Source organism: Mycobacterium asiaticum (genome assembly GCF_001673635.1).
Classification (GTDB): Bacteria; Actinomycetota; Actinomycetes; order Mycobacteriales; family Mycobacteriaceae; genus Mycobacterium; species Mycobacterium asiaticum_C.
This window is the reverse complement of the sequence record NZ_LZMH01000038.1, coordinates 36,415-50,482: the sequence shown is the minus strand read 5'-3', so window position 1 is coordinate 50,482 and position 14,068 is coordinate 36,415. Positions and strand designations below refer to the sequence as shown.

The window sequence follows — 14,068 nt, the reverse complement described above, 5'->3', positions numbered from 1 at the left end:
CCACCACCTGGTGCGCGACCGCACCCGTACCCACGTGGGCCTGGTCGTCGAATCCGGCGACGCCCGCGAGGTGCACCACATGGCGCTGCTGATCGGTTGCGGCGCCGCCGCGGTCAACCCCTACCTGGTATTCGAGTCGATCGAGGACATGCTCGACCGCGGTGTAATCGACGGGGTGGACCGCAAGACCGGGCTGAGCAACTACATCAAGGCAGCCGGCAAGGGCGTGCTGAAGGTAATGTCCAAGATGGGCATCTCGACGCTGGCGTCCTACACCGGCGCCCAGCTGTTCCAGGCCGTCGGCATCTCCGAGGAGGTGCTCGATGAGTTCTTCACCGGATTGGCTTGTCCCACTGGTGGTATCACCCTCGACGACATCGCCGCCGACGTGGCGAGCCGGCACGCGCTGGCCTATCTGGACCGTCCGGACGAGCGCGCGCATCGCGAACTCGAGGTCGGTGGGGAGTACCAGTGGCGTCGCGAGGGCGAGTACCACCTGTTCAACCCGGAGACGGTCTTCAAACTGCAGCACTCCACCCGCACCGGTCAGTACTCGATCTTCAAGGAGTACACCCGGCTGGTCGATGACCAGAGCGAGCGGATGGCGTCGCTGCGCGGTCTGCTGAAATTCCGTGCGGGAGTACGTCCGCCGGTGCCGATCGAAGAGGTCGAACCCGCCAGCGAGATCGTCAAGCGCTTCTCGACGGGTGCGATGAGTTATGGCTCGATCTCGGCGGAGGCGCACGAAACCCTCGCCATCGCAATGAACCGGTTGGGCGGCCGGTCCAACAGCGGTGAGGGCGGCGAGGACGTCAAGCGCTTCGAGCAAGATCCCAACGGCGACTGGCGCCGCAGCGCGATCAAGCAGGTGGCGTCGGCCCGGTTCGGGGTCACCTCGCACTACCTGACCAACTGCACCGACATCCAGATCAAGATGGCGCAGGGCGCCAAGCCCGGTGAGGGCGGCCAACTTCCGGGGCACAAGGTGTACCCGTGGGTTGCGAAGGTTCGGCACTCGACGCCTGGCGTGGGTCTGATCTCGCCTCCGCCGCACCACGACATCTACTCCATCGAGGATCTCGCGCAGCTGATTCACGACCTCAAGAACGCCAACCCGTCGGCGCGGGTGCACGTGAAGCTGGTGTCGGAGAACGGTGTTGGCACCGTCGCGGCGGGCGTGTCCAAGGCGCACGCCGACGTGGTGTTGATCTCCGGGCACGACGGTGGCACCGGCGCGACACCGATGACATCGATGAAGCACGCCGGCGCGCCGTGGGAGTTGGGTCTGGCTGAGACGCAGCAGACGTTGCTGCTCAACGGTTTACGTGACCGCATCGTGGTTCAGGTGGACGGTCAGCTCAAGACCGGCCGGGACGTGATGATCGCGACGCTGCTGGGTGCCGAGGAATACGGTTTCGCCACGGCGCCGTTGGTGGTGGCCGGCTGCATCATGATGCGGGTCTGCCACCTGGACACCTGCCCGGTTGGTGTGGCTACCCAGAACCCGGTGCTGCGCGAGCGGTTCACCGGCAAGCCCGAATTCGTCGAGAACTTCTTCCTGTTCATCGCCGAGGAAGTTCGGGAATACATGGCGCAGCTGGGCTTCCGCACCATCAACGAAGCCGTCGGCCAGGCGGCCGCACTCGACACCACCCTGGCGCGCGCGCATTGGAAGGCGCACCGGCTGGACTTGACCCCGGTGTTGCACGAGCCCGAGTCGGCGTTCATGAACCAGGACCTGTACTGCAGTTCGCGCCAGGACCACGGCCTGGACAAGGCACTCGACCAGCAGTTGATCGTGATGAGCCGGGAGGCGCTGGATTCCCAAAAGCCGGTCCGGTTCTCCACCACGATCAGCAACGTCAACCGTACGGTCGGCACCATGCTCGGCCACGAGGTCACGAAAGCCTATGGCGGCCAAGGGTTGCCGGACGGAACCATCGACATCACCTTCGAGGGATCCGCCGGGAACAGCTTCGGCGCCTTCGTGCCCAAAGGCATCACCCTGCGGATCTACGGTGACGCCAACGACTACGTCGGCAAGGGTCTGTCCGGCGGCCGGATCGTGGTGCGGCCCTCTGACAACGCGCCGGAAGGCTATGTTGCCGAAGACAACATCATCGGCGGCAACGTGATTCTGTTCGGTGCCACCAGCGGTGAGGCCTACCTGCGCGGCGTGGTCGGCGAGAGGTTCGCGGTCCGCAATTCCGGGGCGCACGCCGTGGTCGAGGGCGTGGGCGACCACGGGTGTGAATACATGACCGGCGGCAGGGTGGTCATCCTAGGCTCTACCGGCCGCAACTTCGCCGCGGGCATGTCGGGTGGCGTCGCTTATGTGTACGACCCCGACGAGAACCTGCCCGACAACCTCAACACCGAGATGGTGGATGTGGAAACCCTAGACGAGGAAGACACCGAGTTCTTGCACGGCATTATTCAGGCACACATCGATGCCACCGATTCCGCCGTCGGCCAACGCATTCTGTCCGACTGGGCCAATCAGCGGCGCCACTTCGTGAAGGTGATGCCGCGGGATTACAAGAAGGTCCTCGAGGCGATCGCCCGAGCCGAGCGTGACGGCACCGATGTCGACAAGGCGATCATGGCGGCGGCTCATGGCTGACCCGTCAGGTTTCCTGAAGTACACGCACCGGGAGTTGCCCAAGCGGCGGCCCGTGCCGTTGCGGTTGAAAGACTGGAAAGAGGTCTACGAGGAGTTCGACGTCGGGACCCTGCGCGAGCAGGCGACCCGCTGTATGGACTGCGGCATCCCGTTCTGTCACCACGGGTGTCCGCTGGGCAACCTGATCCCGGAGTGGAACGACCTGGTGCGGCGGGGCCGTTTCCACGACGCGATCGAGCGACTCCACGCGACGAACAACTTCCCCGACTTCACCGGCCGGTTGTGTCCCGCGCCGTGCGAGCCGGCGTGCGTGCTGGGCATCAACCAGGAGCCGGTGACGATCAAGCAGATCGAGCTGGAGATCATCGACCGGGCCTTCGAGGAAGGCTGGGTGGAACCGGTGCCCCCGCACTGTGAGACCGGCAAGACGGTGGCCGTGGTGGGCTCCGGTCCGGCCGGTCTGGCCGCGGCACAACAGCTGACGCGGGCCGGGCACAAAGTCACCGTGTTCGAGCGCGACGACCGGATCGGCGGGCTGCTGCGGTACGGCATCCCCGAGTTCAAGATGGAAAAGCGCGTCCTGGACCGCAGGCTCGAGCAGATGGAGGCCGAGGGCACCGAGTTCCGGGCCGGCGTCAACGTCGGGAAGGACCTGACCGCCGAGCAGCTGTTGTCGGACTTCGATGCGGTGGTGCTGGCCGGCGGGGCGACCGCCTGGCGCGAGCTACCCATCCCGGGCCGAGACCTCGACGGCATCCACCAGGCGATGGAATACCTGCCGTGGGGCAATCGCGTGCAGGAGGGTGACGACGTCCTGGGGCCGGACGGCGAGCCGCCGATCACCGCCAAGTACAAGAAGGTCGTCATCATCGGCGGCGGCGACACCGGTGCCGACTGCCTGGGCACTGCGCACCGTCAGGGCGCGGCCAGCATCCACCAGTTCGAGATCATGCCGCGACCGCCGGAAACCCGTGCGTCCTCGACGCCGTGGCCGACCTACCCGTTGATGTACCGGGTCGCGTCCGCGCACGAAGAGGGCGGCGAGCGGGTGTTCTCCGTCAACACCGAGGAGTTCATCGGTGAGGACGGGCACGTGTGTGCCCTCAAGGTGCATGAAGTAACCATGGAGGACGGCAAATTCGTCAAGGTCGAGGGCTCCGATTTCCAGCTGGACGCCGACCTGGTGCTGCTCGCGATGGGTTTCGTCGGTCCGGAGAAGCCGGGGCTGCTGACCGATCTCGGCGTGCAGTTCACCGAGCGTGGGAACGTGGCACGCGGTGACGACTTCGAAACGTCGGTGCCGGGTGTGTTCGTTGCCGGCGACATGGGCCGCGGTCAGTCGCTGATCGTCTGGGCGATTGCCGAGGGACGGGCCGCGGCAGCCGCCGTCGACCGGTTCCTGATGGGCGCGACGGCGTTGCCTGCCCCGATAAAACCGACCGCGGTGCCGCTCCGGTAATCACATCAGTCACACCCGAAACATTTGATATTGCTTCGGCGCGTCGCCTGACGTTTGCCAGACGGCGGGTGTCTAATAGCTGCTGTGGGCTTCGTCACACACGGGTCGTGACACCAGCCCGGTTGCGTTGAACGATCGCAGGAGTGATGACTGTGCACATGAATCCAGTTCCCCGGTCTAAGATGGGGCGAATCGCCTGGTCATTGTTCCGGCACCCGGTCAAGAGTCGCGAATTCCCCGCCCGCAACGAGCGTCTGGTGACAGCGGAAGAGATGATGCGGTTCGCGGTCTAGTGGGGTAGCTGACCCCAGCGGGCAAATCCGCCGCCGCCCGAATGGTTTGCTAGTCGGACAACAGCCCAGAATCCCGGATCGCCTCGGCCAGCGGCTCGAGCACCTTGGCGTCATGCGGCGGGGGTAGATAGACGATGCCCAGTTCCAGTCCCACCGACCCGAGTGCGGCCGCATCTTCGATCAACTGACCGTAGTTTTGGTCCTCGCCGAGCCGGAGATGGGCCGAAAGGGTGATCTCTTTCGGGTCGCGGCCGATGTCCGCGCAGCGGGCGGCCAATACGTCTCGCTTCCGCTCGAACTCCTCGGGCGTGCCGCCGGCGAAATTCCAGTGCTGTGCATACCGCGCCGTCAGCGGCAGGGTGCGCTTCTCACCACTGCCGCCGATGCAAATCGGCGGGTGCGGACGCTGCGGTCCCTTCGGCTCGTTACGGGCGTCCTTGAGCTGGTAGAACTTGCCGTCGAAGTTCGTGGTCTCTTCGCTCAGCAGGCTGATCAGTACCTGGCAGGCTTCCTCGAACCGGTCGAAGCGTTCCCGGATGCTGCCCAGTTCGATGCCATAGGCCCCGGACTCCTCCTCGTTCCACCCGGCGCCGATGCCCAACTCGAGGCGGCCGTTGGAAATGATGTCCAGTGCTGCGGCCATGTTGGCCAGCACCGCGGGGTGGCGGTAATGGATGCCGGTGACCAGGGTGCCCAGCCGCAGCCGCTTGGTGGCCTGCGCCAACGCAGTGAGCGTCGTCCAGCCTTCCAGACACGGGCCGGTGGAATCGCTGAAGATGGGATAGAAGTGGTCGAAGGTCCACCCGGATTCGAAGATGTCGATCTCGTCGGCGGCCTGCCAGACGGCCAGCATGTCCGGCCACGTGGTGTTCTGCGGTGAGGTCTTGAAAGCGAATCGCATGCTTTCGACAGTAGGCGGTGTTTCCTGGGGCTTCCTGTGTCCCCAGTAAACTCGGGCTGGCAATGACCATCGGACTCGACACCAAACTCACCCTGCTTGCGGCCGGCCTGATCTTTCTGTTGGCGCTCGGTCTCGGCGTGTGGAAATACCGGCAGATCATGGTGTCCGAGAACCATCAGGCACACCCCTACGTCGACATCGCGCACCGTGCCGCGCTGCTGTATGCCTTCGCCACGTTGCTGTTCGCGGCGTTCGTCGAACTCAGCGCGTGGCCGGTGTGGGTGAACCTGGTGGCAACGATGGTGGCGGTGTTCTTCTTCGTCGCGGCCATCGGCAGCTACATCCTGCACGGAGCGCGCCGCGACACCGAGAACCAGTTCGACCCGCCGCTGCCGGGGACGCGGTTGGCGATGGCTTCGCTCATCGTGGGTGAGATAGGCGGGTTCGCGGTGGTGCTGGCCGGCTTCGTGGTGGGTCAGTTGCTGTGATGGACCCCGTCACCGCCCTGCGTCAGATCGCCTACTACAAAGACCGCAGCCGGCAGGACCCGCGGCGGGTGATGGCGTATCGCAACGCCGCCGACATCATCGAGCGCCTCGACGAAGCCGCGCTGGAGCGGCACGGCCAGGCAAACAGCTGGCAGACGATTCCGGGCATCGGACCCAAGACGGCCAAGGTGATCGCACAGGCTTGGGCTGGTCAGGAGCCCGACCAGCTCGTCGAATTACGCGGCACCGCTGAAGATCTCGGTGGGGGAGAAATACGTGCCGCGCTGCGCGGCGACCTGCACCTGCATTCCAACTGGTCGGACGGGTCGGCGCCGATCGAGGAGATGATGGCCACCGCCGCCGCGCTCGGTCACGAATACTGTGCGCTGACCGATCATTCGCCGCGGCTGACCATTGCCAACGGCCTGTCTGCGGACCGGTTGCGCAAGCAGCTCGACGTGATCGACGGCCTGCGGGAGGACTTCGCGCCGCTGCGCATCCTCACCGGGATCGAGGTCGACATCCTCGAGGACGGCAGCCTGGATCAGGAGCCGGAACTGCTCGAGCGCCTCGACATCGTGGTGGCCAGCGTGCATTCCAAGCTGTCGATGGACGCCGCGGCGATGACCCGGCGGATGGTCCGCGCCGTGTCCGGTGGTCAGGCCGACGTGCTCGGTCACTGCACCGGCCGGTTGGTCTCCGGTAACCGCGGGATTCGGCCGGAGTCGAAGTTCGACGCCGAGACGGTGTTCACCGCGTGCCGCGACCACGGCACCGCCGTCGAGATCAATTCCCGTCCCGAGCGGCGGGACCCGCCGACCCGGCTGCTCAACCTGGCCCGCGACATCGGCTGTGTCTTCAGCATCGACACCGACGCGCATGCGCCCGGGCAGCTGGATTTCCTGGGCTACGGCGCACAGCGGGCCCTGGACGCCGGCATCCCGGCGGATCGGATCGTGAACACCTGGCCGGCTGAGCGGCTGCTGGAGTGGGCCCAGTCAGTCGGGTAGGTGCGGCATCTCCAATCCCGGATCACGCCCGACCAGCACCGCGCGAGTGAGCGCGGACTTGCCGTAACGGCGGTGCACCGCGTCGATGGCGGAGTCCACCGCGGGTGAGTCGCCGTCGAAGGGCAGCATCAACTGCTGAGCGCCGCTGCGGTCGATCCCGGTCACCGCGAAACCCACCAGGGTGAGCCCCTTTTCGGCGATGAGCGAGGCCGCCGACGCGACCAGCCGGCGAGCCGTGGTGAGGATGGGTTGGGTCGACGATGTCGCCCACGGCATGGTCTGCGATCGGGTGGCCCGGGTGAAGTCCTCGAAGCGCAGCCGCAGCACCACGGTGCGTCCGGTGCGACCCGCGGCGCGCATCCGGCCGGTGATGCGGTCGATCAGGTTGACCACCACCGCGTCGACTTCGGCCGCCGACAGCGTGCTGCCCCTGCGGCCCAGCGCCCGCTGCGCGCCCACCGACCGGCGCCGCACCCCGGTGCTGACCCGGCGGCGGTCGATGTTGTGGGACAGCCCGTATAGCTGACGGCCCATCGCCTGGCCCACCATCGAGGCAAGCATCTTCTCGCTCAGCTCGGCGACCTGCGCCACCGTCGTGATGCCGTGGGTGTGCAGTTTTTCGGCGGTCACCGCGCCCACGCCCCACAACCGCCGCACCGGCAACGGGTGCAGGAAGGCCAGTTCCCCGTCCGGTGGCACCAGCAACAAGCCGTCGGGCTTGGCTTCCTGGCTGGCGACCTTGGCGAGGAACTTGGTCCTGGCGATCCCGACGGTGATGGGCAGTCCGACCCGCTCCCGCACGTCGACGCGCAACCGCTCCGCGATGTCGATCGGCGTTCCGCAGGCCCGTCGCAGGCCGCCGACATCTAGAAACGCCTCGTCCACCGACAGCGGTTCGACCAGCGGAGTGCAATCCCGAAACACCTCGAACACCGCATCGCTGGCCTTCGAGTAGGCACTCATGCGCGGCGGCACCACGACGGCATGCGGGCACAACCGGCGGGCCTGCGCACCGCCCATCGCGGTGCGCACCCCGTATGCCTTCGCTTCGTAGCTGGCGGCCAGCACCACACCGCCGCCGACGATCACCGGCCGGCCACGCAATCCCGGATCGTCCCGCTGCTCGACCGACGCGTAGAACGAATCCAGATCCGCGTGCAGGATGGACGCCTCACACCGCACGAACGTATGTTCGCACGCCGGTCCGACAATCAGCGCCTGTCGCTGTAGATGCTGCTCACCCAGACGTGCACCAGGGTGTCCATCACCCGCGCTTCCGGTACGGACGGCTGTTCAGCGACGAAGGAGGCGAACAGCGTCCGCTCGTTCATCAGGTTGAGCGCCGCGGCCAGTTCATGGCTGGGCAGGGTGTGCGGGGCGGCGCCACGCTCGCGTTCCGCCTCGATACCTGCCGCCGAGAATGCGATCCACTTGTGCATGAACGTCGACCAGAGTTGGCGTATCTCCGGGCTGGTGTCCCGGGCGGCCATGGACGCCCGGGTGATCGCCTTGTGGGCCCCGAATGTCTCGAAGAACACGTTGATGGCCAGCCGCCAGCGATTGTCGCCGTTCTCCGCCAACTGCTTGCCGAGAGCCTCGAGCGCAGCATCGGCCGTGTTCACCACCCGGTCCAGCAGTGTGAGAAGGACGGCTTCCTTGGAGGGGAAGTAGAAGTAGAAGGTGGGCCGGGAAATGCCGGCGCCCTTGGCGAGATCGTCGACTGAGATGTCGGTCAGCGATCGATTCTCGAGAAGGCGCTCGGCGGTGGCGAGGATGGCCAGCTCCCGTTCATCGCCCGACGGCCGCGCGCTGCGCCGGCCGCGGGGGAGCGGGACTTTGCTCGCAGGGGTGGCCACCCCGGCAGCGTACATCGTGTTGACTTTCTCGACAGCTTGTCGACAGCGGACCGGCGGGAGGATCAGCGCAGCCCCTCGAACCCGAGAAGGGTCTACAGCGAATTCGAAACACCACGTCGTTATCGCGCGAAAAGGCTCGCGGCAAACTCGTCGACACATCGTTGGCGCTCTCAACACCCTGTTGATACCGTGGGTTCCATGACTGAGCACCTTGACGTCGTCATCGTCGGCGCCGGCATCTCTGGCGTGAGCGCCGCCTGGCATCTGCAAGACCGCTGCCCAAGCAAGAGTTACGCGATCCTGGAGAAGCGGGCAGCCATGGGCGGCACCTGGGATCTGTTCCGGTACCCGGGCATCCGCTCCGACTCGGATATGTACACGCTGGGTTTCCGGTTCCGTCCCTGGACCGAGCGCCAGGCCATCGCCGACGGCAAACCGATCCTCGACTACGTCACCGAGACCGCGGCCATGTACGGGATCGACAAGCACATCCGGTTGAATCAGAAGGTCATCAGCGCCGACTGGTCGACGGCGGACAACCGCTGGACCGTGCAGATCGAAAGCGATGGCACCACGAGCAGCATCACGTGCAATTTTCTGTTCCTGTGCAGCGGCTACTACAACTACGAGCAGGGTTATGCGCCCGAGTTCCCCGGTGAGCAGGACTTCACCGGGCCGATCATTCATCCGCAGCACTGGCCTGAGGACCTGGATTACCAGGACAAGAAGATCGTCGTCATCGGCAGTGGCGCGACCTCCGTCACTCTCGTTCCGGCGCTTGCCAATTCGGGTACCAAGCATGTGACGATGCTGCAGCGTTCGCCCACTTACATCGTGTCCCAGCCCGAAGAGGACGGCATCGCCGAGAAGCTCAATCGCTACCTCCCGGAGCGGGCCGCCTATATGGCCATCCGGTGGAAGAACGTGCTGCGCCAGCAGGCGGTGTACGGGGCCTGCCAGAAATGGCCGCGCCGCATGCGCAAGATGTTCATGGGCATGGTCAAGGCCCAACTCCCCGAGAACTACGACGTGCGTAAGCATTTCGGTCCGCATTACAACCCGTGGGAACAACGGCTGTGCCTGGTGCCCAACGGTGATCTGTTCCGCGCGATCAGGCACGGAAAGGCCGAGGTGGTCACCGACACCATCGAGCGGTTCACCCCGACCGGCATCCTGCTCAACTCCGGACAGGAACTGCAGGCCGACATCATCATCACGGCAACAGGTTTGAACCTTCAGTTGTTCGGTGGGGCGACCGCCAGCATCGACGGCGAACCGGTGGACCTGACCAAGACGATGGCCTACAAGGGCATGATGCTCTCCGGCGTCCCGAACATGGCTTACACCGTCGGCTACACCAATGCGTCGTGGACGTTGAAGGCCGACCTGGTCTCCGAATTCGTCTGCCGGATGCTAAACCATATGGACGCCAAGGGCTTCGACACCGTGGTCGTCGAACAGCCGCCGTCGGATGTCGACGAACGGCCGTTCATGGAGTTCACGCCCGGATACGTGCTGCGATCGCTGGACGAGCTACCCAAGCAGGGCTCGCGCAAGCCGTGGCGGCTGAACCAGAACTACCTGCGCGACATCCACCTGATCCGGCGGGGCAAGATCGACGACGAGGGATTGCGGTTCGCCAAAAAGCCTGTCGCCGTGTCTGTTTAGCGGCGGCTTAAGCTCCTGCGGCGACGACGACAATGCCGTCGTCGTCGCTGTAGGCCACCTCTCCAGGCACGAACACCACACCACCCAGGGTGATTTCGGCGTTGCGCTCGCCGGCGCCGGTCTTCGTGCTCTTGCGTGGATTGGTACCCAACGCCTTGATACCGATGTCGATGCCCCGTAGCGCGGTGGCGTCACGCACCGCGCCGTTCACAATCAGGCCCGCCCAGCCGTTGGACCGGGCCAACTCGGCGATCAGATCACCGACCAAGGCGGTGTGCAGCGAGCCGTCGCCATCGATCACCAGCACCCCGCCATCGCCGGGCTCCGACAGCACCGATTTGAGCAGCGCGTTGTCCTGAAAGCAGCGAACGGTGGTGATGTGTCCGGCGAACGTCGTTCGACCGCCGAACTGCCGGAACTGCAGGTCGCAACTGCGGACGTCGGGCCCCATGTCGTCGACTAGGTCGGCCGTCGGCCGAAATGACACGGTCATCGGCACTCAGTGGCGGCGCAGCTGGCGCACCAGCAGCAGCGCCAGCAGGCTGACGGCGACGGCGACGATCCAAGGGACGGGAGACTGGGCCGAGGTCGGTGTGGCCGCAGCGACGGGCAGCGGGTTCTTCGCGCTTTCGACCGTCGACTTGGCCTGTGCTGCGGCGTCTTTGGCGGCCGCGAGCTGGCCGTTGGTTTCCGCGCGCTGTTGCAGGTCCGCAAGCTTCTCGACCGGCGGCTCGGCGGGAGCCGCGGCGGCGACCTTCTTGCCGGGCGCCTTCTTGGCCGGGGCCTTTTTCGCGGGGGCCTTCTTGGCCGGGGCTTTCTTCGCCACTGCCTTCTTGGCGGGCGCCTTGGCGGCCTTTTTGGCGGGGGCCTTCTTCTCCGGCTGGGCCGCCTGGGGCTCGCCGTCGGGTTGATCCTGCGGATCTGCCATGCGGCCGCTCCTTTACAGCTTTGTCGTCGCTAAACGGGGTCGCTCAACACTCGGGTCCATCATGCCAGGGCGGGCTAGGGCCGCCCTGTGGCCCGTCGGGCCTACGGTCTGCGCCGCACCGACCAGAACGCGACCACGGCCACCGCGGCGATGGCCCCCACCCCGAACACCCACGCCGGTACCTCGGGCTCCGCGTTGGCAGGCGTGGCACTCGGCAGGGCAAAGGCCGGACCCGCGGTGAGGACCGTCGAGGTCAGCAGGGCCGACAGCAGACCAACCCAGGTGATGAATCGGTGCATGCGCTCAGCCGAGTCCCAGTCGGGCCAACAGATCGGCCTCGATTCCGTCCAACTGCGACGAGATGGCGGCATGGGCTGCCCGGCGCCGCTGGGTGGGCATGTGCTCCGCGGCCGTGATGGCAGTGGACAGGTCCGACAATTTCTCACTGATGACGGCCACGAACTGCTTGGTCTCGGGGTCTTTCGGCTTCTTCTCCTGCACCGCCTGCAGCGACTGCTCGGCTCCGGCCACCCGGGCCGACAACCGGGCGCCGTGCCCGGAGAACTGCCCGATCTGAGCCAGCGGGATGCCGAGTTGGTCGGCTCGACGCTGGTCGAGCAAACCGCGCGCGGCGATGGCCGCCCGGTAGATCAGCGGGATCAACACCGGGGCCAACAATCGGGATACCGTCAGCGTCCGGCGGATGCGGGTGGGGGACAGCAATTTGCCCTCACGCACCGCCTTGAGCTCCGCTTCGGCGATTTTGAGGGCGGCCCGGTCGCTGTCCTTCTGCGCCTTGAGCTGCGCCTTGAGTGCCCGTTCGGCCGCCTTCTCCGCGTTCTTGATGCGGCGGCGCTCGTTCTTGGCCAGCAACCTGGCCTCCAACTTGGCGCGGGCCTTGATCGCACGGGCTTCGGCGCGACGAGTCGCGCGGCTCTTTCGCTTGCCGAACAGGCCCATCCCCGGCCGCCTCCCGGTATCTCGTGAACTAGCGCGGTGCAGGTGCGCAAGCGCTGCGCCAACCCTAATCCGCGCGCAACGTGCGCGGCCCGCCAGGTCAGAGGAGCCGGGGTGGGCCGTCAGCCGTTCTAGTCGTCCAGGCCCTCAGTGCGGCGCAGTTCGTCGATCCGGTCCAGCACCTTCTGCTGGGCCTCGGGCGTCAAACCTTGGGCCCGCGCCGCAATGCGGCGGACGCCGTTCTCCCGGACCGACGAGAGGTACTGCAACTCCTTGTCGAGCTTCTCGTAGTACTCGTCGTCGGTGAAGAAGGCCGGCTTGATCCGGAAGAAGTTGGCCAGGGCGGCCATGGTCGCCGAGGACGGATTCGTGCGGTTGCCGGAACGTAGCTGCGAGAGGTAGGGAGCCGACATCGTGATGCCCTCCGCCTTGAGTGCCGCGATCACCTCCGCCGAGGTGTGCGGACCCCGCCCCGGGGGATAAACCGTATCGAACAGGCGGTTCAGGCGGGCGGCGAACGTCGTGCTCATCGATATGACCTCCAACGGAGCTCTAAGGGTAAACGGTAATCACTAGGTTATTTGCTGACCATGGTAGCGATACTTGTGTCCAACAACCAGGTGCAAACCTGATCGGTTTCGGTACGGCCGTGCAAGGTGCCTCGGCGAGACACCCCCGATGAGCATCCAAATGAAACGGCCGGGTGTCCAGAAAAAGTCCAAATCTCACAGGTTATCCGCAGAAAACGCGCTGGAGATGCACGAGATTGCGGCGCGCCCGAACGCCTGTCGTGACGGCGCTCCGGACCGAACGCGCCAGCTGCGCCGGGTTCTGGGCAACCAGCGACGAGCTGGAAAGCCGCAAACGCGCACTTTGCTACTCGGTACCACGAACGCGCATCATCAGACCTGCGCTGTGGTCGCGGAACCGGCGGAGCGGCCCGCCAGCAAGTTACCGGCGCTTCTGCAAATGCGGCGCGGGGTCAGCCTCCGGCCGGACGCGGAGGAGGCGTCCGTCAGGACGCAGGGGGGACGCTCGCGGCGGCCTTGCGGCGTCGTTGCAGAGTTTGCGCCGCGGCTGCCGTCCCAGCGGTCAACCCGACCGCCGCGGTGGCCCCGACGGCGACCCAACGCCACCCCAGCGCCGCGTCGAACAGCATCCATAATCCGAACATCAGGAACAGCAGGCTGGCTATGAAGTGCAGGAGCTGCTCCGGTAGTCGCCGATGCAGCAACAGTCCGGCACCGATGGCCAGGCCGTCGGCCAGGATCATGCCGAGCGTGGTGCCGATCCACACGCCGACCCAATCGTGCTCGCTGGCGAGCGTGAGCGTGGCAAGGGTGGTCTTGTCGCTCATTTCCGCCAGTACGAATGAGGACACGATGGTGAGCAGAGCGAAACGGGGTTGGCGCGGCGCAGACACATCCTCGCCACCGCTTTCGGCGCCTTCTCGCCAGGCCCAGGCGGCGAAGATCAGGAAGGCGATCGCCGATGCGAACGCCATCGGCCGCGACGGCAGCGTCGCTCCGAGGAAGTGCCCGATTGCCACCGAGACGCCGTGCACCGTGGCGGAGGCGATCGCGACCCCGCTCAGCACCACCCACCAGCGATAGCGCAAGGCGTAGGTCATGGTCAGCAGCTGCGAGCGGTCGCCAAGTTCGGCCAGGAACACTACGCCGAGGCTGAGCAAAGTAGCGGCGAGCATGTGAGACGACCTTTCGACGCGTCGTCGGCGGCCGTAAAGCCGTCGACACCGGTCGAAGGTCTCACCCACCGTCCCAGAGGATCGGTTCGCCGGCCGGGCTTGCGCCAGTATGTCGACACGACGATTGGGGGCTACTCCCCTTCGCTGACAAAACCCAGGCTAGCGGCCGAGTTCGGGCCG

14 protein-coding genes are annotated in these 14,068 nt (G+C 66.0%); 5 read left to right on the top strand and 9 right to left on the bottom strand.

The annotated features are described in order from the left end of the window. The coding region (locus tag A5645_RS11505; RefSeq protein WP_253866941.1) for a glutamate synthase-related protein at positions 1–2,623 on the top strand (2,623 nt) is incomplete at its 5' end. Further along, positions 2,616–4,082 (top strand): glutamate synthase subunit beta, encoded by a 1,467-nt coding sequence (locus A5645_RS11500; protein WP_065129576.1) that lies wholly within the window; start codon positions 2,616–2,618, stop codon positions 4,080–4,082. The genes A5645_RS11505 and A5645_RS11500, both read left to right, overlap by 8 nt. A gap of 342 nt (positions 4,083–4,424) precedes the next feature. Here A5645_RS11500 and A5645_RS11495 read toward each other — a convergent pair whose 3' ends face one another. After that, positions 4,425–5,276: an LLM class F420-dependent oxidoreductase gene (locus A5645_RS11495; RefSeq protein WP_065129575.1), complete on the bottom strand. Its 852-nt coding sequence runs from the start codon at positions 5,274–5,276 to the stop codon at positions 4,425–4,427. 62 nt (positions 5,277–5,338) lie between these two features. Here A5645_RS11495 and A5645_RS11490 point away from each other — a divergent pair, with 62 nt between their 5' ends. Then, positions 5,339–5,764, top strand: coding sequence for a hypothetical protein (locus tag A5645_RS11490; RefSeq protein WP_065129574.1), 426 nt, complete (start codon positions 5,339–5,341; stop codon positions 5,762–5,764). Next, positions 5,764–6,774 carry a PHP domain-containing protein gene (locus tag A5645_RS11485; protein ID WP_065036619.1) on the top strand — a complete coding sequence of 337 codons (1,011 nt, stop codon included), beginning with the start codon at positions 5,764–5,766 and terminating at the stop codon, positions 6,772–6,774. The genes A5645_RS11490 and A5645_RS11485 overlap by 1 nt, the downstream gene beginning before the upstream one ends. Here the strand turns inward: A5645_RS11485 and dinB are convergent. Together dinB and A5645_RS11475 are read right to left on the bottom strand one after the other, a co-directional pair. After that, positions 6,763–7,986 (bottom strand): DNA polymerase IV, encoded by a 1,224-nt coding sequence (dinB, locus tag A5645_RS11480; RefSeq protein ID WP_065129573.1) that lies wholly within the window; start codon positions 7,984–7,986, stop codon positions 6,763–6,765. The genes A5645_RS11485 and dinB overlap by 12 nt on opposite strands. Then, positions 7,986–8,630: a TetR/AcrR family transcriptional regulator gene (locus A5645_RS11475; protein ID WP_253866940.1), complete on the bottom strand. Its 645-nt coding sequence runs from the start codon at positions 8,628–8,630 to the stop codon at positions 7,986–7,988. The genes dinB and A5645_RS11475 overlap by 1 nt, the downstream gene beginning before the upstream one ends. Before the next feature lie 198 nt (positions 8,631–8,828). On the opposite strand from A5645_RS11475, the gene A5645_RS11470 reads away from it, so the two are divergent. Further along, a complete protein-coding gene (locus A5645_RS11470) occupies positions 8,829–10,298 on the top strand; it encodes a flavin-containing monooxygenase (RefSeq protein ID WP_065129571.1) in 1,470 nt (489 codons plus the stop codon). 7 nt (positions 10,299–10,305) lie between these two features. Here the strand turns inward: A5645_RS11470 and rraA are convergent, their stop codons facing one another. The 6 genes from rraA to A5645_RS11440 all read right to left on the bottom strand — a co-directional run bounded on the left by rraA (position 10,306) and on the right by A5645_RS11440 (position 13,888). Next, on the bottom strand, positions 10,306–10,791 hold the full coding sequence (rraA, locus tag A5645_RS11465) for a ribonuclease E activity regulator RraA (protein WP_065129578.1): 486 nt from the start codon (positions 10,789–10,791) through the stop codon (positions 10,306–10,308). Between the two features lie 6 nt (positions 10,792–10,797). Next, positions 10,798–11,226 (bottom strand): Rv3852 family protein, encoded by a 429-nt coding sequence (locus A5645_RS29090; protein WP_065129570.1) that lies wholly within the window; start codon positions 11,224–11,226, stop codon positions 10,798–10,800. A gap of 101 nt (positions 11,227–11,327) precedes the next feature. Continuing rightward, entirely contained in the window at positions 11,328–11,525 is a 198-nt protein-coding gene (locus A5645_RS11455) for a hypothetical protein (protein WP_065129569.1), read from the bottom strand. A 4-nt stretch (positions 11,526–11,529) separates the two neighbouring features. Then, positions 11,530–12,186: a DUF6474 family protein gene (locus tag A5645_RS11450; protein ID WP_065129568.1), complete on the bottom strand. Its 657-nt coding sequence runs from the start codon at positions 12,184–12,186 to the stop codon at positions 11,530–11,532. A 128-nt stretch (positions 12,187–12,314) separates the two neighbouring features. Next, positions 12,315–12,713, bottom strand: a complete 399-nt coding sequence (locus A5645_RS11445) for a GreA/GreB family elongation factor (protein ID WP_065036626.1) — start codon at positions 12,711–12,713, stop codon at positions 12,315–12,317. A gap of 485 nt (positions 12,714–13,198) precedes the next feature. Further along, positions 13,199–13,888, bottom strand: coding sequence for a TMEM165/GDT1 family protein (locus A5645_RS11440; RefSeq protein WP_065036627.1), 690 nt, complete (start codon positions 13,886–13,888; stop codon positions 13,199–13,201). Positions 13,889–14,068: the final 180 nt, after the last annotated feature.